Source organism: Micromonospora sp. RL09-050-HVF-A (assembly GCF_019374995.1).
GTDB lineage: Bacteria > Actinomycetota > Actinomycetes > Mycobacteriales > Micromonosporaceae > Micromonospora > Micromonospora antibiotica.
Window position 1 is genome coordinate 1,826,633 of record NZ_JAGKQP010000002.1, and the last position, 23,966, is coordinate 1,850,598.

The 23,966-nt window shown below is 74.9% G+C and carries 2 protein-coding genes; both read right to left on the bottom strand.

The genetic code is table 11. The features are described from left to right. Nucleotides 1-2: 2 nt before the first annotated feature. Nucleotides 3-896 (bottom strand): hypothetical protein, encoded by an 894-nt coding sequence (locus J7462_RS08135; RefSeq protein ID WP_219463171.1) that lies wholly within the window; start codon nucleotides 894-896, stop codon nucleotides 3-5. Beyond that, complete coding sequence (locus tag J7462_RS08140) at nucleotides 893-23,659, bottom strand: toxin glutamine deamidase domain-containing protein (RefSeq protein WP_219463172.1); 22,767 nt, start codon at nucleotides 23,657-23,659, stop codon at nucleotides 893-895. The genes J7462_RS08135 and J7462_RS08140 overlap by 4 nt, the downstream gene beginning before the upstream one ends. Between the last annotated feature and the right edge of the window lie 307 nt (nucleotides 23,660-23,966).

Genomic DNA, 23,966 nt, shown 5'->3' on the forward strand with positions numbered 1-23,966 from the left:
GTTCACCCCCGATCGGCCGCCGGTCGCGGGGTGCGCCGTCGGCGGCGTGGCGGGCTGCCGGGGCGGTCCGGTACCGGGGCGGGTGTGGTCGACCGCGCGCCGGGCGGGTACACCGGCAGTCCGGGGAGTCCGGTGACCAGGATGTCACCGAGTCCCGGCACGACGACGGTGTCCGGCAGGGCCATCCCCGCCAGGACCATCCCCGCCAGGACCACGCCCGGGGGCACCGTGCCCGGCGGGACCGGACCGGCCGGCACCGTGCCCGGCGGGACGGCGGCAGCCGGACCGGCGTTCCGACGGACGACCGGGGGGACGGCGGTGCCGGCAGGTCGGTCGCCGGTGGCGACCGGGGCCGGGTCCGGGCGCGATCGGTGTCGGGCGTTCGGCTCCCGCGTCGGCAGCATCCGGCTGGCCTCGTCGACGGTGACGACCGGGGTGTCAGCGGGGGCGAGCGCGTCCAGGGCACGGGTGGTGTCGTCGACCGCTTCCGGGTCGGTCGCGTAGCTGTCCAGCGAGCCGGGTTCGGCCCGGCCGACCAGGGCCGCGAAGTCACGGGCCGGGAAGACGTACACCTGCGCGTCGTCCGGGGCGGTGAACGCGTCGGCGTCGACCACGAACCGGCGTACCACCGGGCCGTCGCCGGAGAGCAGACCCACCTGCGCGAGGTGGTCGGCCATCCCCCGGGCCACCCCGTACGCGGTCTCCGGCCGGGTGAACACGGCGACGGGGGCGTACGGGTCACCGGTCGCGACCTGTACCCGTCCGGTGGCCGGGTCCTGGTACAGGTCGGTCGACACCGGCTCCGTGGACCCGCTCTGCTGCCCCCGGGGCACCTCGACGACCAGATGCAGCAGGACCTGACCGGGGCCCGGCCGCACCGTCCCGGGTCCGGTCACGCCCGTGGCAGACCGGACCGGGGTGGCCGGACGGCGGGCCCCGGCAGCCGGCGCGTCGAGCACCCGGTCCGACACCGCACGCGGGTCGCCACCGGGATCCTCCCGGTTGGCCAGTCGGACGAAGTCGGCCCGACCGGCCGCGATGCCGTCGCGGACCTGTCCGGCGAGGCCGTGCATGGCACGCAGCCGGGCCGGTCCGGCTCCCCGCCGTTCCAGAGGGCGCTCATCTGTTGCAGGGTGCGCAGCAGCGTCATCCAGTCGGCGAGCGGGCCCGGCGCCCCGGGGATCCCGGCGAGAGCGCCACGGCCGGGGTCGCGGCTGATCCGGAACGTGTCCAGGGCGGCGGTCGCCGCGTCGAGGAGCCCGTCGAGCATCGCCTCCCGGGTGTCCAGGGCGAGCCGGTCGAGCTGCGCGTCGGTGCGCAGACCCACCACCGCCAGCGCGTCGTCGAGCCGGGCGAGCTCCCGGTCCGTCGCCGCCTGGTCGGGGTGGGGACGCAGCCAGCCGGCCAGCACCCCGACGGCCCCGGCGGCCCGGTCGAACGCCGCGAGATCGGCGGTGCCGGCACCGAGCCCGCCGACCACCTCGTGGTACGCGTCGAGCGCCGCAGCGGCAGCCCCGAGGGCGCGTGAATCCGCGACCGGTCCGGGACCCTCGGTCACGCCGAACCACAGCGCCCCGAGTGCCTGGGTCAGCAGTTGCCAGCCGTAGACCTGCATGATCGGCCCGTCCAGCGCGATCCCGGTGGCGTCGCGCAGCCGGGCCAGCTCGGCACGGAACCGGGCCAGCGCCGCGACGTGGTCCGCGTCGTCCGCCTGGTGGCCGTCGACCAGCGGTGTCAGGTCGAGGTCGCGATGGGCGGCCGGGGCCAGCTCGATCAGCGGCGTCAGGTCGACGATCGCGTCGAGCGTCCCGGTCGCGCGGGTGACCAGCTCGGCGACCTCGACGTCGCCGGTGCGCCACTGCTGCGCCCACCGGCCCACCAGCCACCGGAAGTCGTCCAGCACGCCGCGCACCCGTACGGCGTGGGCCGCGAAGGGGACGGCCAGGGCCGGCGTGACGAGCACCGGCAGCAGCCGGACCAGGACGCTGCCGAGCTGGTGGACGACGACCGCCGCCGCGGTCTCCGGTTCCCCGGCGGGCAGCCCTTCGAGGGCCTGCCGCGCCTCGGTGACGCGCAGCAGCACGTCGTTGCGGAGGTCCCGACCGTCGTGGACTCCGCCGACCGCGCTGCCGGACGTCGGGTCGTCGGCGTACACCGGGCCGGGGAGCACCCGGCGCAGGGACAACTCGACCTGCATCCGGATCTGGTCGCGGACCCCGTCGACGACCCCGTCGAAGTCGGTGACCTCGACGAGGACCCGTACCGGGAGCATCCCGACGGGGAGCCGGGCGTCGAGCTGGCCCCGGAGGAAGTCGGCAGCGGCGTCGGCGAGGACGCGGGCCACGGCGTTGTCCCGGGAATCGGCAAGCAGCTCCGGGGGCACCCCCAGCACCAGCCCGAACTCCACCGCCGTGCCGGCTGTCGCCGGCTGCGGCAGGCCGGCCAACCAGGAGGTGACCAGCGCGGCCCGCCGGGCGATCGCGTCGCGGGTCGGTCCGGTCAACACCGCCCAGTCGGCTACCGGTTCAGCCGGGGTGAGCCGCTGGTGGTCCCCGGCGGCCGCCGACGGCAGGTTGTCGCCGAGCAGTTCCAGGTCCCACGGCCGGCGGAGCAGCTCCACCCGGTCGAGAACCGCCCGGACGGCGTGGTCCGCGGCGATCCGGACCGGGGCCTCGACGTCGAGGCGCTCGGGCCGGGTGCGCCAGGTGCGTTCCAGCTGGGCCGCCCTGACCGGCGGCACCGTCGGATCGGCTGCCGGAGGCTGCTGCCCCGGCTGGTCCGTCGTGGTCTGCGGTGCGAAGGGCGCGACACCGATCGGTCGGAGCACCGGGTCCACCGCCCGGTACTCCCCATCGGTGTCCGGTTCGCCGACCAGCGCCGCCAGCAGGTGGAGGTGACGCGAGCGCAGCCCGGCCCACCGCATGCCGCGCAGCTGGGCCTTCTCCTCGTCGGACAGCGCCGCCCGTTCCTCGTCGGACAGGGCGTCGGTGGGACGACCCGCGAGGTCGCCGAGCAGGCTGCCCGGCACGTGCGGGCGGTGCGGTGCGGTGTCGTCGCGGTACTCCTCGCGCAGGCCGAGCTGGTGGGCGAACTCGTGTACCAGGTCCTCCTCCAGGGCGTCGCGACGCCAGTGGAACTGGTCGGTCGGCCCCTCGTCGATCACCTGGACCCGCAGGTGGGCGTCGTGCGGGGCGGCGGCCCGCTCCACGGTCACGTGCAGCAGGTCGCCGAACCGGTTGGGCAGCCGGTACGCCGTCGCATCGGCGCTGCTGTTGAACACCCGGTCCACCCCCCGCTTGAGGGCGGCGAACATCGCCCGACCGGTGTCGTCGTCGAGCCACACCCGCACGGTCAGGTCGGTCACCGGCTGGCCGCCGTAGTGGAACCAGCGGGCCTCGAACCGCGACACGACCTCGTAGCGGTCGTCCCGGGCGGGTCCGGGCCGGCTGACCGGGTCGACCCAGTGGTGCTCGCGGACCGCGACCTGTGCCATCGCGCGCCGGATCGTCCACTCCAACGGCTCGTCCTCCCCGCGCGGCACCGTGCGGGGTTCATTGCGGGGCGGGGCCGGCTCCGCCCCGTCGGGCCCCAGCGGGTCCGCGGTGTCCTGCGGCTGTTCCGGTGCCACGGTCGGGGTGGTGATCACCGCGCGCAGGTCGTCGGGGACGGCACTCGTGCGGCCCTTCTGGTCCGGCCGGAACACCCGCCATCCGCCGAGGCCGTCGTCGGTGGACACCATCCGGGCCGCGCCGGCGCGCGTCGTGATGTCGATGTCCGCCCCGTGGGTCAGGACCACCGGTGTGACGAGAAGTCCCGGCTGCTCGGCCACCGCCTGTCCGAGCACGTCGACCAGGGTCTGCGCCGCCGCGTGCGGCAGCGGGTGCCCGACGAGGACGAGACCCTCGACCGGTGTCGACTGGGCGATGACCGTCTCGACGACGGTCGTCGCCCAGCCGGGCAGGTACGTCGGTGCGTCGGGACCGGCGAAGATCAGCTGGCGGCTGTCGGACGCCTGGATCAGTGGCACCAGGTCGAGCACGTCGGGGTCCTCGGTGCCGAAGAGGGGCGGCAGGACGTGCGCCACGTCCGGCGGATACAGGTTCAGGTGGACCGTCGTCGGCTCCAGCAGGTCGACCCGGTCGTCCAGCGGGACGAGCACCCCGTCGGGGTCGACACCCCGCCGGATTCCCCGGTCGCTGTCGGCGTCGTACAACGCCGGCAGGAACTCCAGCCAGGGCCGCGTGCCGTCGGGCCAGTCGACCCGCAGCTCCCCCGCATCCGGATCCCACCTCGGCGTCGCCTCCCCGGCCAACGCGTAGAGGGGCCGGCCGGTGAGGTCCGCGAGGCGTTGCAGGAAGACGTAGTGCTCGGAGAGGCTCACGTGTTGGACGACCCGGATCGCCGTCACGTCGTCGGCAACCGGCAACAGGGGGCGTAGCGACCAGTTCGGCGCGTACAGCGGCAACTCGACGGTGAGCAGGCCGGGCGGGCCGGCGTGCCGCCACATCGGCCAGAGTTCCCGGTCGGGCAGGGCCAGCTGGAGGCCCCCCGGACGCTCCACCGCCACGCCGGTGACCTGCAGCGCCTCGTCGAAGGCCGCCCCGGCCTCCCGGCGCAGGACCGCTGCCTCCACCTGGGCGGTGGCGCCGTCGACGTGCTGCGCGCCGAAGTACCGGACCTCCAGCACCATCAGCGGCAGCGCACCGTTCGACGTGTCGAAACCGTTGATCACGGTCATTCCGCCGTACCCGAGATGCTGCCGCACGTCTCCGCGGAGGTAGTCGATGATCGACTGCTGCTTGTTGTTGTTCTTCTTGTCGACGAAGGCGCCGTTCTGGAAGAAGTCACCGGCCAGCTTGACCCCGGTCCTCAGCTCGAAGCGCTCTTCGAGATCCGGGAACCGGTCCGTGAACATCCCGCGGAACAACTGCGCGATCTCCGTGAAGTTGGCCTGGAAATAGGCCTGTGCCGCCGGTGACAACGCGTCGAGCAGCATCCGCATGTCCTGCCGGGACAACGCCGCGACGTTCTCCTTGACCAGACCCCGGTGGAGCCAGGCTCCGGCGACGCCTGCGGTGTTGGAGTACAGCACGGTGGCGAACCCGCGTAGCTCCGCGACGTCCCGAGGGCTGCCGCCCCCGTCGGCGAAGTGGTCGGCCACGGTGTCGGCGAAGGACAACGCGTCCTCCAGGTGGGGGCGGGCGTAGGAGGGAGACACACTCGTCGGGCTGCGCCAGGTGTGCCGGGCGACGTAGCTCAGGAACGAGTGGGCACCGGCGAGCGGGACCCCGATGCTGTGGTGCACCCGGGCGCCGGGCTCGCTGTCCGACGGGCGCGGGCCGACGTTCGCCTTGCGACCGAGCGGTGTCAGCACCACCTGGGGGAGGTGACCGGCGGCCTGCACCGTGCCCAGGAGCTGGGCGAACGGGACGGGCCCGGTGAGCGCCGACAGGGCCTGACCCAACGCGGTCATCGCCGGGTACAACGACTCGCCGCCGTGGTGGGCGTCCATCTCGGCGTCGGTGTCGGGCACGACGCCGACGATGACCTCCAGGATGGCGACGGCCTCCTTGGTCCGTTTCGGGGCCGGTCGCCGGTAGAGCTGGCCGTCGCCGCTGTCGCGGAAGTAGGTCTTGGTCTCCACCTCGATGACTGTCGTTCCCGCGGGGTCCCTGGCGAGCGCTCTCGTCCGGGCCAGATCGGGCAGCGTCTCGGCGGTGGCTCCCGTGAACATGTCGGCGGCCGCGCTGAGGTCGAGCATCTCGAAGAACTCGAACTCCGTGCCATGGCCCAGGAAGGTCCGGTTCACCGGCGCGTCCACGATCGCCCGCGCCACCGAGGTCGAGGCGACGGGCGCGAACGTCCCGGCGTCGACAAGCGCCGCCGGATCGACAGTGCCCTCGGGATCCACCAGGACCGCACGGGCGGCGACCTCCGGGCCGAGGGCGTTGAGCCGGGGCAGCCGGTTGTCCGCCGCGGCCCGGGGCAGCAGCACCGCGCCCCGGTCGCCGCCGAACTGCACCCACCGCACCGGATCGGTCTCCCGGTCCAACCGGTACCCCGCGAAGGCGTGCCCAGGGGCGCTGCCCGGACGTTCCAGCAGGACGAAGACGGCGGTCCCGGGCACGGCGGCGACGAGTGCCCGCTCGACCTGCGCCCAGGAATCCACCACCGCCCAGTCGGACCGGTCACCGGCGAAGTCGCCGGCCCACCGGGCACCGATCGCAGCGTCGTCCCGGGTCCGACCGACCCGCAGGCCCGGCCGGACGAACCCGTCGATGCCCGGATGCAGGACGACCGCGAACCGACGGGCCAGAGCCAGACACGACAACGGATCCTCGGGCGGGCGCCAATCCGTCACCGAGCCGGCCGGACGGACGGCGGCCTGAACGTCCTGGGTCTCCTGCACGGCCGTCTCCAACCCCGCCAGCGTCAACGGGTGCCGTCCCCGGCCGGTCGACCGGGGCACGCCGGGGTGACCGCCCGGATGGCCGAGGACGGCACCGTCGGACCCGGCACCGCTCTCGGCGTCGCTGTCCGTGTCGCTGAGCACGACGTCGCTGTCCGCAGCGCCGTACCCGGGATCGCTCCCGGTCGTCGTGGGTCGGCGGGTCGCCGGATCGGTGCTCTCGCGCCAGAGGTCGACCGTCGGGCGGGGCAGTTCGAGCGCCTCCTCCCGGGCCCGGGCCAGATCGAGCACGTCCGGTTCCGGGAGCCACGCCCGGTAGTGGCCGTTCGCCAGGTAGAGCAGCACCGGTCCCTCGCTGATCCGGGCCTCGGCACCGTCGAAGCGCGGGTTGTAGACCGTCCGGATCGACCAGCCTCCGACGTTCGCCTGCGCGTCGTCGGCGGCCTGATCACGGACCGCCGTCGCCGTGTCGCCGGTCGACCGGGAGCCAGCGGCCGGACGGGCCGACGGGACGGGGGTGGCCAGCACCATCGGCCGGCGCAGCGCCGCTCCGACCAACAGGACGAGGTAGTCGCCGGTGTCGGCCGCCCAGTCCGCCTGCCACCTGTTGACCGTCCGCGCGAGTTGGACGCGTACCCGCCGCTGTGCCCTGACGCCCCGGCCCAGCAGTCCGCCGTCGGCGATCACCTGTTCCACCTCGGCGAGCCGGCCGTCGACGAGCAGGGCATGGATCTGGGCGCGCAGGCCGTCGGCGACCCGTAGGACCAGGGGGCGCAGGCGGGAGGGCAGGGTCACGTCGACGGGCCCACGGGTGTCCCGCCAGGCCTGGATCTCGTCGAGCTGCCCGTGGTACCCGTCGGGCAACAGGCCGCGCACCTCGGGCAACGCGCTGACGACCACGGATTCGAGCAGGCAGAGGCCGTTGCGGTTGACGTCGACGACCTCCCCGACGGCGGGGGGAGGAAGTGCGGTGAACTGGTTGTCGGTGCCCGCACGGACCATCGACGGTGACGGTGACGGTGACGGTGACGGCCCGGCCGGGGCTGCCGCTACGACCGACCCGGCCGGCGCACGGTCGTCGACGACCGGGTCGACGGGGGCAACCGGGTCAACCGGGTCGACGGGGGCAACCGGGTCAACCGGGTCAACCGGGTCGACCGGGTCGCGCCGCCCGGCCGCTGGCGGGGCGGGTCGCCCACCGGGCGACGTCGGATCGGTGCCGTCGGTCGGGGGAAGCAGCACCGGGTCGGCTGCGGAACCCCGGCCGAGGTGTCCGGCGGCCAACGCCACCAGTCGTTCGACCTCGGCTCGGGCCTCCCACCAGCGGCGACGGGCCGACGCCTCCGCCTCGGCCCGTTCCGCCGCGTTCGCGGCGGCGGCCCTGGCGAGCGTGTCGGCGGTGCTGCCGGCGTCCCCGGGGAACTCGGCGACCAGGGCGATCCGTTCCAGCTCCCGCCAGGACTTCAGCGCCTTCTGCGCCTGCTTCGCGGCGTGGACCGCCTGCTCCAGGAGCGCGGCCACGACCACCCGGTCGACGGGCGCGCTCCCGGGGGCGTCACCGGCCAGCAGGTGGTCCAGGGCCTCGGCCTGATCGACCAGCACCGGCTGCGAGTCGGGCATGGTCACCTGCAGCGCGGTACGGCGGGTGCCGGTGAGGTCGGTGTGCTCGGCGACGACGACCGTCTCGGTGCTCCACCACACCTTCGCCCGCGCGCCCTCGTCGTCCAGTCCCAGCCGCAGCACGTCGGTCCGGTGCGCGGCGGCCTCCTGGTGGCTGGAGTTGCCCGGCACCGAGACGCCGAGCGCCGGCACGACCCCGACCGAGGTGCCGAGGGTGTCCGGCAGGGCGGCGTCGGCGCGGGCCACCAGGCGGGCGTCGCCGTGCCGGCCGGCCCCACCGACACCGGAGTTTCCCTCGGCGGGCACGAGCACGGTGTCCAGCCGTACCGCGGTGACCCGGGTGTGCAGGACGAGCCGGTACCCGTCGGCGAGGGTGATCTCGTAGGGGCCGGCCATCCGGTGTGGGGTGGCGGCCCACAGGTGGGTTCGTCCCAGCAGGGTCATCAGCTGGTAGTTGAGTGTCGTTCCGGGCATCCCGATCGTCGCTGCGGTGCCGACGATCCGCAGCGCCCGCAGCGCGGTGGCCTGGAGGGCGGCGGCGCCGTTGAAGCCGAGCGCCGCATAGCGGTCGGGCACCGGCACGGCGTCGCCCCGCCAGGCCAGCCAGTTGTCGGCCGGGATCGGCACCAGCCGCAGCGGCCCGTCCGTTCCACCCAGGGTCAACGGGGCGTCGGTCACCGCGGCCGGGTCGGGCAGCACGGCGGCCGGGCCGGTCGGCCGGTAGGTGAGGTTGAGGTGTTCGGCGGCGGTCTCGGTGCGCAGCGGCACGGTGATCTCGTGCCGGCCGATCTCCTGCCGGCGACGGTGGGCGGTGAAGACCAGCCGTTGTGGCCCGTAGTCGACCGGCAGCCAGGGGCCGGTGGTCTCGACGGCGCTGACCGCCCGGCCGAGGGTGACGTCGCTGGAGCGGCCGGCGGCGGTACGCCCCAGCGCCCCGAGCGCGTTGAGCGCCGCCCGCTCTCCGACGTGCGCCACCGGGACCACCTCGTCGGTGACGGCCTCGCCCGACTGGCGTCCGCCGCCGACCTCGCTGACGGTACTCAACTCGAGGTTGCTGGTGCCCGCCCGCAGCTCACCCACCTGTGGCGGGTCGGTGGCCGGTACCGCCCGGACGATGATCTGCACCGCCGGACGGCTGAGCAGTCCGGGGTAGCGCAGCACGAAGCTCAGGCCACCGTCGAAGAGGTCGCCCAGGTGCGCGGCCACGGTGACCGGGTCGGTGTGGTGCAGGACGGTGCTGATGTTCATGCCGGTGTTCCGGTCGTGGCCGACCAATTCCATTCCCTCGTCGCCGCCGAGGCGCAGCGCACGCAGCCAGCCCAGCATGGCCTGACCGATGGCCGGGACGTCCACCAGCCGGCTGGTCTGGTGCATCACCTGCGCCGCCGGCGGGGTGACCTCGCGCGGCAGCCGCCAGCCACCGGGGGTCAGGCCGAGGGCCTGCCGGTACTCCTCGGCCGACATCTGACCCAGCAGGGACACGTCACCCACCTGCCGGTAGCGGGTGAAGGACCGGTCGGGCAGCACCCACTTGGGTTCGGTGAGCACCACGGCGAGGTGGACCCGCAGCCGACCGTGCACACCCAGCAGGACGGTCCGGGACTCGGAGTGCTTGACGGTCCGTTCGACCTCGGCGACGGCGAGGACCGTCTCGCCGTTGGTCCACTCGATCTGCCGCCGGCCGAACAGCCGCAGCGCCAGGGTCGCGGGCGGCTGGGTGGGGGTGCGGGCGGCCGGCTGGGTGGGGTTCGGGGCGGGTGCCTGACCGCCGGGCGTTCCCCCACCCGCGTCACCGGGCTGGGCGGGGGCGCTGGGCTCGTCCGCCCGCCACGCCGCGCCGCCCCCGCCGACCTCCAGCCGGAACTGTCCACCCCGGTCCGCGGCCGAGCGGCGGACCGCGTACCCGGCGACCGCGCTCTCGTACCCGTCGCCGGTGACCGCGCCGGTCGGCGTCTGGTCGTGGCCGATCACCTCGGCGAAGACGAAGACCGTGACCGGCACGTCGTCGCCGACGACCACGCTGGGGGCGTGCACCGGCTGGGGTTGCTGGGTCGCCGGTGCCAGCAGCGCCGCCAGGTGGCCCTGGTCGACGAAGGCGTTGAGCCACTGGTGCAGGGGGGTGCCGGGGATGTCGCCGCTGAACGCCGTGCCCCGCCGACGACCGCCGGTGCCGGACGGCAGGTGCCCGGCGTCCATGTAGTCCGCGGTGGCGCCCCGCAACGCGTCCAGCAGTTGCTCGCGCAGCTCGGGCAGGCCGTGGACATGGTGGGCGACGGTGTGCTGGGCCAGTGCCGCGCCGAGGTGGCGTAGCCGTTGCCGCTGCGGGGTCACGGCTGCGGGCAGGAGTTCACCGAGCGCCTCGCGCAGCACGATGCCCGCACTCGGGGCGCCGGCCGGCGTGGGCAGCACGACCGGCTGCGGCTGCCCGACCGCGATGGTCTGGGTGAACGGCACCGAGAAACCGAGTTCGAGGTCGATGGTGGCGTCGCCGGCGAAGCGCAGTGGCTGCGCCTGCACGGGGTGGTCGGCCAGCCACCGCCAGGCGTCGGCGAGGAACCCGCGGTACTCGACGATGACCGACGCCGACAGTTCCAACCGGACGTCGTCGGCGAACACGGCGACCGCGCCGCCGCCGACGCCGACGACGCCCGCCTGGCTGCCCTGGGTCACCTCGATGACGTCCCGCCAGACGCCCTGGAGTCGCAACCCGATGCCGGCGGCACCACCGAGCGCGTCGCTGCCCACCGACGCGCCCGCCTGCACGCCCGACGCGACGCTGCGGACGGCCCGGTTCGTCGCCGCCTGTGCCCGGCCCTGGCTGGTGCGCAGCTTCACCGTCGGCTCGTCGTCCTCCGACTCGCCCGACCCGCTGTCGCTGGGCTCGGGGAGGTCGGCGGTGACCGGGTCCGGGTGGGTGCCCCGCCGGCCGAGGTACCGGGGTGCGGTGTCCGGGTGGCGACGCCGGACCCCGATCCGCACCTCCAGCGTGCGGCCGGAGAAGATGTCCCGCACCCGCAGCTCGATCAGCAGTTCCCCGTCGGCGGTGGCCAACAGGCGTGCCGAGTAGCGGCTCGGGCTGTTCTGCGCCGCGAGGCGTTCCTCGTTGCCGAGCCGGTCCAGGGCCCGCCGGATCCGGTCGGTCTGCACCCGCGGGTTGTCCCAGTCGGGCAGGTACTGCCGGTACACCGCGTTGCGGTCGTCGTCGAGCAGTCGCCGCAGCCGGTCGGCGACCAGGCCGGCGACCAGGTCCCCGCCGTGCAGGAAGCCGCGTCCGATCCGCAGCCGGTCACCCTGCCACAGGTAGTCGGGCAGGGTACGCGGGTCGTCCGGGTCGTCCTCGACGGTGCCGGCGAGCAGGGCCACCAGGTCGCGGTCGGGCCGCGCCGACGGGGTGACCCCGGCGAGCGCCGCCGCGTGCTGTTGCGGCACGACCAGCAGTGTCCGCACCGACACCGGCTGCGACCCGCGCCGCAGCCCCCGGTACGCCAGCGACCGGGTGACCGACCGGTGCATGCTCCACTGCACCGTGCCGGTGTACTCGGCCAGGTAGAGCCCCAGGACGTGGTCGCCCGTCTCCTGCCCGGCGGTGGTCTCGACCTGCGGGGCGAGGGCCTGCGCCCGGCGGTCGACGACCGAGACGGTCGGTCCGGCGGAGAGCCGGAACAGGCCGAACGCCCGACCGATCAGCACCGCGAGGAAGCCACCCCGGTCCGAGGCGGACTGCACCGACTGACCGGTGGTGACCGCGGCCGCCGCGCGTAGCAGCGCCGATTCGGGCAGCTCACCGATCGGGGTCAGCCGGGTGAGCCGCAGGGCGGGCCGGACCCCCTGGGCGTAGGCGGGTCGGCGCAGCCACGACGAGCTGGTCGCGGTCAGGCCGGTCGCCCCGGGCTGCACCGCGTCGAGTGCCCGCTGGCCGCCCCAGAGCCGCCAGACCCGCAGGTTGCTCCCCCGGCGGACCACGTCGGGGATGCCGGACTGCACGGTGGTCGCCAGGGCGCCGTCGTCGACGACCTCCACCGGGTAGCTCGCGTCCCGCAGGAGCGCCGCCCCGGCGCGACTCACCGTCAGCGCGGTGCCGTCGCTGATCGGCCGCATCGTGGCCAACACCTCGGGGGTACGGAACCAGAGGCGGTCGCCGTCGCCGGGCACCCAGGTGGCCGGGACGTCGGCCCAGGCCGGTGGGGCGGGCCGCTCGGTGATCTCGACCTGGACGAACACCGCGCTGCGGGTGAGGAACGAGTCGGGCACCCCGATCACCATGCCGTTGTCACCGGTGGTGAGGGACTGCCCGATCGTGCGGACGGCCCGACTGCTCAGCACGCCACCCAGGACGGTCACCCCGACACCCCCGGCGGGGATCGGCACCACGACCCGGGCGGTGGTGGCCTGTGGCTGCGCCCACGTCGACGCCGACACACCTGCGGTCCGCCGGTCCTCGATACCACCCAGGCCGGGGGCGAGCCGAACCTCGTCGGTGCCGCTCGGCCGGGGTACGAGGCGCACCCAGGCGAACCGCTTGTCCCGGCCCACCCGGACCGGGTGGCCGGCGCCGTGGTGCAGGAACCCGGTGGGGTCGGTGGCCAGCGCGTGCAGCAGGGGCCGGGCGCTGGCCATGGTCACGCCCAGTGTGCCCAGTCGCCGGGTCACCTGGGCGGTGAGCCTGTCGCTCCAGGCCGGGTGGCCGGTGTGCGGCACCCCGATCAGCAGGGGCTGCGCGGTGACCGCGGTTCGTACCGCGGTGACCTGCTCCGCCGTGGGTTCCCGACCGGGCACCTGGCGGGCCTCGCCGGTCGCGTCGAGCAGCAGCACCTGGGCCCGGCCGGTGGACAGCGCCTCGGTGAGGTCGGCGTCACTGAGCCCGACGGCGTCGACCCCGACGACCATGAGCTGGGCCGGCACCGTCGCCAACCCGGGCTCGACGACGAACATGAGCAGATGTCCCGGCTCCTCCGCCCGGGGCAGGTACGCCAGCGCCACCGAGCCTGGTGCGGCGCGCAGCGCGGTGACGGTGGCCTCGACGTCGTGCAGCGGTTCGAACTGCCCACCCAGCGCGGCGGCCAGGGTGCCGGGGATCGTCTCCGGGGTCACCGTGAGTTGCCCGCCGAGCGCGCGCGGGGTCCGTCCGAAGTAGTCGTCGACCAGCCGCACCATGGCCTGGACCAGGTCGGTGGCGTCGGACACGACCAGCGCCGGGTCACCGGTGGCCCGGGTGAGACCGGCCGGCGACGGGGTGAGGAAGTCGGCCAGGTCCATCGCGTCGCCGTGGGCGTCCACCGCCAGCACGGTGGTGCCGGCGCGGGTCAGCGCCGTGGCGGTGACCGGGTCGGCGGCGGCGGACCGGGCGAACGCACCCGGCCGGGCGGGGTCGACCACCCGAGGCACCACGGCACCGTCCCGGTCGTCGGCGACCAGCCAGAACACCCGGCCGGGCGCGTCCGGCGGCTGCTCGTGGACCAGGAGCATCGCCCCCGGCCGGCGGGTCAACGCCTGGATGAGCGAACCGGGACGGCCGACGTCGGTTGCCACCGGCCGCCCGCCCAGTGCCTGGTGGAACCCGGCCAGGCTGAGCGTGGTCACCGCCGTTTCGGTCACCGGGAGGTCGCCGATCCGCCCGTGCAGGACGAGGTGGGCGCTGACCGCCCGGACCCGGGAGCTGTCCTCGGTGGCACCGGCCTCGTCGGTCTGCACCGCGTCGACCCACCCGGCGAGGCGGGGCAGGGACGGTCTGCCCCGGCGGACCTGCCGACCGACCGCGAGGCGGGCCGCCGGCAGCCGGCGCAGCGCCTCCCCGGCGGCGTGCAGCGCCGCCGGGGACGGGCCGGCTGCGGCGGCTGTGGTCCCCTCCGTCGAGCTGGTCGACACCGACGCGGTGTCGACCGGGCCGGGCTCCGTCCCCGCCGCGCCGGTCGACGTGGAATCCGAGTCCCGGTCCGACGAGGCGTCCTGATCCGGCTCCCGGTCCGACGGCGCGTCCTGGTCGGCATCCGACGACGGGTCCTGGTCGGGCTCCGACGACGGGTCCTGGTCAGAATCCGACGACCGGTCCTGATCCCGCTCCCAGTCCGACGACCGGTCCTGGTCGGCGTCCGACGACGGGTCCTGGTCGGGGTCCGAGGGCAGGTCCGGGTCCTGGTCCGCCGGCCGCTCCTGGGCGGGGTACGGGGGCGGGTCGGATACGACCTGGCCGCCGAGCATCCGGTGGCCACTCGCGACGCGCACCGCCACCAGCCGTCCCTGCGCCAGCAGCATCCACGGTGGTTCGGTCAACCCGTCGGGGTCGAGCGCGGTCAGCCGGTCGGCTGGCCCGGCCTGCGGCCGCACCAGCGTCAGCGTGCCGTCGGGGGCACGATGGACGAGGACCACGGCGTCGCCCAGCCAGACCAGGGCGACCGCGTTGGCCGGCAGCAGCCCCAGGGCCGTGACCGGCACCGGGGCGAACTGCAGCGCGTGCAGCCGTCGGGCCAGCAACGCCGGGTGCTGCCCCGCCGCTCCGGGCAGACCGAGGTGGGTGAGCACCCGGCCCACCGACTGTTCGCCGGAGGGGCCGTCGACAGCGGCCCTCAGCCGGTCCATCCCGAACAGGGCCGAGGCGAGCCGGGCGGCCCGGTCCGCCAAGGTGCTGGCGGGCAGCCCGGACAGCCGGCCCCACAGGTTGACGCCGTCGGGCGGGATGGTCCCGCCCCACTCCTGGCCCAGGTCGTTGACCGCGCCCGCCAGCTCGGCCAGCTCGGCGGTGACCGCCGCGACGGCCCGGTTGGCCAGCTGGTACGCCTGGGGTCCCGTCATGACGTCGGGAACGCCGGTGCCCGGCCGGGGATGGTGGGCCTGCCACTGTCCGTCGCCGGTGCGGACCAGCACCACGGCCGACCGCGCGGCGAGCGCCCCGGCGAACTCCTGGGCCGCGGTACCGGTGTCGAGCAGCACGACGACGGGGAGGCCGGCGGCGGTGTCCGGCAGGATCGCCCGGTAGTCGTCGGCGGGCAGCGCGCCGCGCCCGTCGGGACGCCCGGTGGTCACCCCGTCACCGCTCACCACGCCGGGTTCGACGAGGACGCCCCGTTCGCCCAGCAGCGGGCCCAGCCCCCACGCCCAGACCTGGTCGGGCATGACTCCCAGCAGCGGTCCGTCCCGGTAGGGGACCGCCACCAGCTGCGGCGGCGGCACGTCGTCGGACGGTTGCCCGGTGCCGGTGGCGGGGGGTGTCACCTCCCACGCCAGCACCCGCCGGGCGGGGAGCCGGCCGGCGGGGGCCGACGTGATCTCGATGACCGACACGTCCGCGCCGACCCACCAGGCCGGTCCGCCCGGCGGGCCGACCGGCACCGTCCAGTCGGGCACGAAGGTCCGGTCGGCCGGGCGGATCCCATGCTGACGCAGCGGATTCTCGGTGACGGGCTGTCCGACTCCGACGAGACGGGCCAGTTCGAGCATCGCGAGCCGCCGGTCGTAGGACAAGTCGTCGGCGAGTTGGCTCGGCAGGGAGGTAGCCAGCGATCCGTCCTCCTCACCCAGGATGTCGTGCTCGGCCTCGGCCAGGATGTCCCCGTCGATGAACCAGCCGTGCAGGACGTGCTCCCCGTCCGGACCGGGTGCCATCACGCGCATCACCGAACCCTCCGGCAGGGTGTACACGCGGTCGTCGGCGCTGATCTCCTCGACGGCGACGAAGGCGACATCGGTGACGGCGTGCCCGACGGGTGGGTCGGCGTCTCGGGCGGCCACCCGGTCGGCCAGGAACCGCACGGCGGTCTGCGGCAGCGCCAGCATCGTCGGGGCCGGCACGACCTGCTCCCGCAGCGCCGGGTCCGTGGCGGCCACGCCAGCGACGACGTACGACAGGTCCGCGCCGGTCAGCACACCGATCCGTTGTTCGTCTTCGGACCACGCGTACGCCGTCCACGTTCCGGGGTCGCCGACGGTGGAGCGGGTCACCACCGCGAACACCGCGTCGAAGATCTCGGGGATCTCCGCGATCGACTCGACCTCGCCGGGCACCACGATGATCCGGGTCCCCTCGGGTAGCCGCTCCGTCAGGACGGCGACCGCGTCGGACGCCGGGAAACCCGCCCGCACACCGTCGACGATGTCGTCCAGCTCGGACAGTGGCACCACGGCCACCCGGAACGCCGCACGCAGGGAGGCCGGCAGCCCGGAGCGACCGGCCGACCAGAGCACCGCGCCGTTGCCGTACCGGTCGGCGGTGGGCACGGCCGACGCCGGCATGCCCACGGCGAGCAGGGATTCACCCCCGTCGACCGGGAACTCCATGGCGGCCATCTCCGGGCCCAGCCACACCAGGGCATCGTCGTCCGCATCCGGGTCCACCGCCCAGCCCAGGCCGCGCCACGACGGGTTGTCGCGGGTCGTCCGGATCAGGTCGTCGACGTGGCCGGCCGAGATCGGCAGCCCGCCCAGCGTGACGTGGTCCGCATAGGGCTGGCCCACGTCCGCCGCCCGCGCCGCCCGGCCCAGGTCGGGCGTCCAGCGGACGACGGGGCCGGTCGCGATCCGGTCGCGGAGGAAGTCCGTGACGGGGGCGATCGTGGCCGGGTCCACGGTGACCAGGTGAAGCTCCTCGCCGGACCAGCGCTGGAACACCCGGACCTGGTCGACGGGGACCCGCAGGGTCAGGTCGTGCTGGTGCTGGTCGGAGTCGCCGACGAGGAGCAGCCCGTCGTGGCCGGCCTCGGCCGCGAACGCCTCGGCCGAGGCCCACCGGTCCAGGTGCAGGTGCAGGTGACCGTCGACGACCTCCTGCCCGTACGGCCGACCGAGCAGGTCGAAGACCGCGCGGACCAGCGCGGTCTGTGTCGGGGTCCGGCGGTGGGCCTCGGCCGCGCTGAGCACCACCGCGTCGAACTCGTGCCGGAGCTCGCGCAGCAGGTCCGCGCTGTCCGGGCCGGTCAACTCCAGCTGCCAGCCGGGGAGCTGATAGACGGCGGTCCAGCCGGCCAGGTCGGCGTCGGGCGCGAGCACGCCGACGCCCCGCTCCAGCAGCCGCTCGACGAACGGGCTCCCCTCCGGCGGCGACCGGTCGAGCAGGACGACCCGGGGATGCGCCCGCAACGCCTCGCTCCCGATCACCTCGTCGGCGGTCACCTCCCAGCCGTCGCCGGTCAGCCGGTCGCCGTCGAGCTGCCCGGTGGCGACGACCAACCCCCGGCCGCTCAGGTCCTCGCGCTGCGGGATGGTGACCACCGCCCGGGCCTCCGGCGGCTGCGGGACGAAGTAGACCATCGGATGATCGACGATTCTCCGGGCGGCCGCGTCGACCAGCAACAACGTCGGGCTCGACGACTCGGCGGATTCGGTCCAGATCACCCCCTCCCGGTCGGACCGGCCGGCGAACAGTTCCTGCACCTGCGCCAGTGCGGCGGGCGACACCGGGGCGAAGCGGTGACCGGCCCCCGGCCAGGCGCCCGGGGTTTCACCGATGCGCCGCGCAACCTGGTCCCGATGTGCCATGGCCAGCAGGAACTGGTCCCAGGGATAGGTCCGGCCCGGGTCGAGGACGGCCAGCCAGGACTGGATGCGCGACCAGGGCTCGCTTATCACCCGCCACGTGTCGGGATGGTCGGCGGCGTACCTGCCGTCGAAGAGGAACTGCGCCCAGCGTGTCCCACCACGGGTGGTCTGGAAGGACTGCACCAGCTCCGGACGGGGATCGGTGATCTCGATCAGCACGCGGTGCCTCGGTAGCACGGCTGGATCGATCAACAGGACCCCGGCCTCCCGCAACTCCCTTAGGATGCTTGCGGCGTCTCCCCTTTCCGCCCGGGCGAGCAGCAGCCGCACGGGTTCGGTCGGCGTGGCCAGCAGCTCGCTGTCGAAGATCTCGGTGAGCCAGTCGTCGTCCTCGTAGATCCGCAGGGCGGGGTCGGCGAGCAGCGCCTGGGCCAGCTCACGGCCCTCGACCGGGTCCGCGGCGTGCAGGGTGGCCCGGGCGAGCGCTCCGTCGAGTTGGGTGACGAGCTGGCTCACCTCGGCGCCGGTGACGGCACTGGCGCCGAGCACGATCCAGTGCACGTCGGCGGGCAGCAGCGTCGGCAGGACGACGATGGCGGAGGCCCGTACCCCCTGGATGAAGGCGGAATCCACCACGGCGGCGTGGTCGAGGTCCGGGAAGAACAGCACCCGGGTGCCCCCGGTGGTCGGCAGCCGGGCCAGGTAGTCGGCTGCGGTGTAGCGGGTGCCGTCCGGGGTGACCAGCGCGTCGGACGACTCCGCGTCCAGCCGGCCGGGCTGTACGACGATCCGGTGTGCGCCCTGCCAGCCGTACCGGTCCACGTAGGTCACCAGCACCCCGGAGAGCAGCTGCCATGGACGCCGCAGGATCAGCTCGCGGACCGGTTCGTGCTGCCAGTAGTCGGCCAGGGGTGTGTCCTCGGGCATCTCGAGGAACGCGGCCAGCCCGGCGGCGTACGCCGGGGTCTCCCCGAACGTCTCCCAGAAGGTCTCCCGGATCGCGGCGAGGACCCGGGCCTGCAGCATCCGGCGCTCGATCCCGTCGAGCGGGCTGTCGTCGTGCTGGTCGGACCGCTCGGCCAGGATCCCGGCGGTCTCGGTCTGCTCCGTGTCCTCGATCACGTACTGCCAGGCCCGGCGGACCATCTCGGGCGGGTCCGTGATCGGCTGGGCCACCGGGCCGTCGACGAAGTCGTTGCGCCACAGCGGGACCACGGTGATCAGGCGTGGGTCGACGTCGAGCGACGCCCCTGCCGGCGGTTCCACCAGCGCGTCCACCTCCAGCGCCGGCTGGTCCTCGATCGCGGGCAACGACAGCCGGACCAACCGGGTGGTGTCGGCCGGGGCCGCCACGGCCAGCTCCACCGGGGCCGCCCCGGTGGTGTCCGCCACCGTCGACGGCCATCCGCCGCGCAGCAACCAGCCCCGGTGCCCGCCGAGACCGTCGGCCAGACCGGTGTCCGCGACGGTCACCCGCCGCACCGGGCCGGGCGGGGTGGACTCCGCGTGCGGCGGCGTCGCCTGCTGCGCCGCCACCCGCGGCTGCTCCCGCTGGTCCTGCGACAGTCGCTCGTACGCCGGGGCCGGGTCGCCGGCCGTGTAGTCAGGTAGCGCGACGTACGCCTGCCGGACCCGCTCGGGCAGGCCGGCGAGCTGCGCCCGGGACAGCCGCCCGGCGGGGGGTACGGGGAGCCGGAAGCGGAGCCGGGGTATCCGTACCGGCTCGGCAGGCACCTGGGACTCCTGCATGACCACCACGCTCAGGTGGGCCGGTGCCGCCTGGCCCACGTCCAGGCGGCGGCGTAGTTCCCGCTCGACGGAGCGACCGAACGCCACCGCGTTCGCGTCGTCGTCGCTGACCACGGTGAGCACCAGCGGCGCCCGCGGATCGACGTCGATGGTCGGCGCCCACGGCCCGCCGTTGTGCCCGCCGGCGAAGAAGGCGTCCAGCATCGCCTCGGGCAGCACCCGTCCACCGAGCAGCAGTGCACGTTCGGCGTCGGCGAGCAGGACGAGCAGGTGCTGGCCGGGCAGGTCCACCGCGTCGACCTGCCGGATGAGCGTGGTCACCGTCGTGGCCAGTTCCTCGCCGTCCCAGGGCCACAGCACCCCCCGCCGCTTCGGGCTGCTGGCCACCCCTCGCCAGTCGGGCTCCTTGCCGCTGTCGCCGGTGTCGACGGTCCGGCCGCCGTCGTCGTCGGGGACGCCGACCGGGGCGGCCGGGGTGACGAGGGCGTCGGGGACCCAGGCGTCGTAGTGGTCGTGCCCGTTGTAGAGCAACCGCACCGGCGTCCCGTCGCCGTCCGGCCAGAGCACCGTCACCGACGGCGGGTCGAGCCGCCCCTGCCACACCGGCCGGCCCAGCGCCGCACCGATCACCAGGGGCAGCACGTCACCGACCCGGCCGCCGTCGTCCAGATCGTCCTGGCCGGGCAGCAGCCGCTGCCAGTCCCAGGTGTCGACCGCGTCGAGCAGGGTGGTCTGCACGTCGTATCCGACCGGGAACAGCCAGGTCGTGGCCACCTGGTCGAACAGCTCCACCATCGCCGGGGAGGGGTCGGCCACCCGCCGCAGGATCTCCTCCCGCAGCGCCGTGTCGATATCGGTCAGGTCGGTGTCGTGGACGCCCGCGCGGCGTACCCGCAGCAGCCGGTCCACGGCGTCCGCCGGCATGCCGGGGATGTCGGCCATCGCCTCGGGTGCCGCGACGGCGACCGCGCTGAGCAGGCAGAGCCCGTCGCCGATGATGCGGATCCGGTCCCACCCGGTCGGCGGCAGCGGGGCGTTGGTCAGCCGTACGCCGTCCGGGTCGGCGTCACCGGCCCGGCTGGCGTACCCGGCGAACGGCACGGCGAACGGCGCGTCCGACCGGTCGGGGTCGACGATCTCGTCGTTGACCACGTCCCACGCCCCGGTGCCGTCAGGCACGAACAGTGTCCACGGCCGGCCGTCGACCGACACCGGCAGGTGCCCCGTCGTCCCGGCCACCACCAGGTCACCCTCGGGCGCGTACACGTCGGTGTCGCGCAGGTCGGCCAGGCGCTGCACGGACCGCGCGCCGATCCGACCCGCCGCGCAGGACAGCAGCGCCAGTCGCCGGCCGTCCCGCTCGGGCGACTCCAGCATCGTGTGCAGCTCGTCGACGCTCAGCGTCACCTCGCCGGTACGGCCGTCGGTGTGCCGCAGTGGCACCCGGAACCGGTCGCCGGCCCCATGCACCAGCACCGTCACCCCGTCGGTCGCGGCGGGTAGCCGAGGGTCGCGGGCCAGCCGACGCCATTCCCGGTCCGACAGCAGGGCGATACTCCCCGGTCGGCCGGGGAGGTCGTGGGTCACGACCTGGGCGCCTCCGAACCACCAGGTCCCGTCAGGCTCCTTGCGCAGTTGACCCGGAGCGGACCGGTCCACCCGACCGGCCGGGGTGGATCTGCGCAACCGTCGCCCGTCCTGGTCGGTGCGGTCCTGGCCGGCACGGTCGGCCGGTGCGGGCCCCCGGCGACGGATCCGGTTGGCGTAGGCGGGCCCCGGCTCGGTCCAGAGCACCGCCCGGCGGCGTTGCCGGGGTGTCGCCGGGCGCTGCGTGCCGCCGGGTGCCTTCGACCGGCCGGCACCCCGGCTGCTCTGGTCGACCCGCACCATCCGTGGCGGAATCCCCTCGGTCCGCAGTCGCGCCGCCACCATCGTGCCGACCAGCTCCGCCAGCGAGGCCGCCCGCCGCCGTCCGGTGCGGGCGGCCCCCCGCCGCAGCAGCCGGCCGCCGTTGCCGCCGCCCTCGATCCGGACCCGCACCACCCGGGGCCGGTCGGATTCCCACGCCCGGCGGGCCTGGGCGACGACCTGGTCGACGAACAGGTCGAGTTCGGGCCACTGCCCGTCCTCGGCCGCCCGCTGGCCGGGGGCGAAGTCGACGGTGACGGTGGCCACCGGGTCGGCGTCGTCGGGGGTGTGCCGGACCACGGTGACGTCCCGGTCGAGCCGGTCGCCGACCGTCGCCGCGACGGTGCCCAACCAGCCCTGCACCTCGTCGGGGTGCACCGTCGGGCGGGTCGCCCCCATGTACTGGGCCGAACGGTCGTCGACCTGCCAGCGCCGGGCCGACTCGTTCCAGGTCAGTTCGCCACCCACCCGGGCGTGCCGCTCGATGGCCCGGCCCCGCGCGTCGAAGCCGACGGCGAGGCCCGCGTGGCCCTGCCCGCCGAGCTGCTCCCGCAACCGCTCGGCGGTCAACTCCGGATCGTGCTGCCGCATCCCCGCCAGTAGGGCTTGGAAGTCCCGTGGCCGCATCGCCGCGGCGGCGTCGGCCGCACCGAGGTAGATCTCGCCGTCCTCGGCCACCACGTAGCGCCAGGACCGCGCCCGCGCCGGGTCGAGCAGGTGGGCGGGGAAGTCCGCCAGCCGGTACCAGAGCGGATTGAGGCGTACGTCCCCGGCGTCGTCGCGTTCCCCCGGCGTGATGCGGGCCGCCCGTACCGCCGGCCCGTAGGTCTCGTCGAGATCCACGCCGACCGGCGACTCGTCCGGGACGTCGGCGGCGGTCAGTGAGTCGGGAGTGGCGGGGGTCACCGGTCGTGCCGGGGTGCCCGGCACGCCGAAGAGGTCGACCACGACCGGGGCGGCCGGAGCGTCGGCCGTGGCCGAAAGGTCGACGACGACCGGAGCAGCCGGAAGGTCCGCGACGACCCGGGGAGCCGAAGCCTCCGGGGAGACCGGCAGGTCGGCGACGACAGGAGGGGCCGAATCGTCCCGGGCCGCCTGGCGGTGGGGAGTGGCGGTGGCAGGGAGACCGCTGGTGGCGGGGGTGTCCGGCCCGGCGGACGAGGCGTCGAAGTGGTCGCGGTCGTTGTGGTACACCGACACCGCTGCGGCGTCGGCCGGCCCGTAGACCGCGCGGACCCGGCCGTCGGCACGGCTGCGCACGCTCAACGACACGTCGAGCGCGTAGGCCAGCAGGGGCAGCAGGGCCACACCGACCGGTTCCGACCAGGAGCGGGACCAGTCGCGTACGGCGGCCAGGAGCACGTCGAACTCCTGGTCGGTCAATGGCCCGGTATGGAAGCCGTACCAGTCGAGGTAGGTGGTGCGCAGGTCGTCGTCGGTCAACCCGGTCAGGTCGGTGAACCCGTGCCGCTCCAGCACGGCGATCCGGTCGGCGCGGGAGACCAGGTCGGGTTCCACCCGTTCCCGGTCGGCCAGTGCCTGACGGACCTCGGGGATCACCGACGGTAGGGCGTCGCGGTGCATGGTCAGATATCCGGCGACGAGATCGATCATGGCGTCGGCGGTGCGGTCCAGTGGTGCGTCGGCGGGGACGGGCACCGCGCCGATGGAGAGCTGTTCGGCATGCCAACCCACCGCCGCACGCACGTCGTCGGGCTCTGCCAGCCACCCACCCACCTGCGGCGACAGCAGCTCGGCAGCCGCCAACCGATGCGACACCAGCCCCGGCGCGGACGTCAGGACCGCGTAGGGCAGACACCGCCCGTTGGCCGGCACCCGCACCAGGTCCGCCGGCAGCTCCTGGACGGTCCGGGTGGCCGGCTCGACCGTCGGCACGGTCGCCGGCTCGACGGGTTGGCTGGTCGTGGTGGGGTCCGGGGGTGTCGGGTCCGGCCGGGACATGCCGTACCGGCTGGTGCTGGCGGGGTCCACCAGGGCACTCACGGTAGCCGTGCCGCCCGGCGTCACCGGCACCGGAATTCCCTGCCCGTCCCGCACGATGACCCGGGCGCCCACCGGCAGTTCCGGCGGTTCGCCGACCGGCCGGACCCGTCGGCCCTCGGTCGCCTGGGTCTCCACCCAGAACAGCTCGCCACCCTCATTGACCAGGGCGAAGGCGTGCCGTGGGGCGTTCGGTGGCTCCACCAGCACCGCCGCCACCGCGTTCGGGCCGGCGGCACGGACCGGGCCGAGCACCTGCGCCCAGTCGGAGACCGGCTGCCACTCGGTGCCGAGCTGCGCGGCGAGGTCCCGCTCCGGACGCGCGGGGTCGACCGCCGTGTCGTCCCGGGTCACCCGGGGCAGGGCCGAGAATTCACCGACCACCGCCGCCAGCCGGATCACACAGTCCAGCGCCGTACCGTCGTACGGGGGAAGTACCCCGGTCAGCCGCTGCTCCAGGACGGCCCCACGGCCCTGGACCAGCGTCCCGGTGGCGTCGGGCACCGCACCCACCGGCACCGGCTGTGGACCCGCCGCCGGTACGCCCGACGACGCACCGGGCCCGGAGGCGTTCCCCGGCTGCGCCCGGGACCCCGACCCGGCCGCTGGCTGCGCGCCGGGCTGCGATCCGGCCGCTGGCTGCGATCCGGCCCCCGGCTGCCCGCCGGGCTGCGATCCGGCTGCTGGCTGCGTCCCCGACCCGGCCCCGGGCGACGTGCCCGGCGGTTGGGTGGCAGGTCCCGACCCGCCCGGCACCTGTGCGCCGACCGGCTGCGGTGCACCCGCCCAGGAACCGGCCGACGGGGACAGG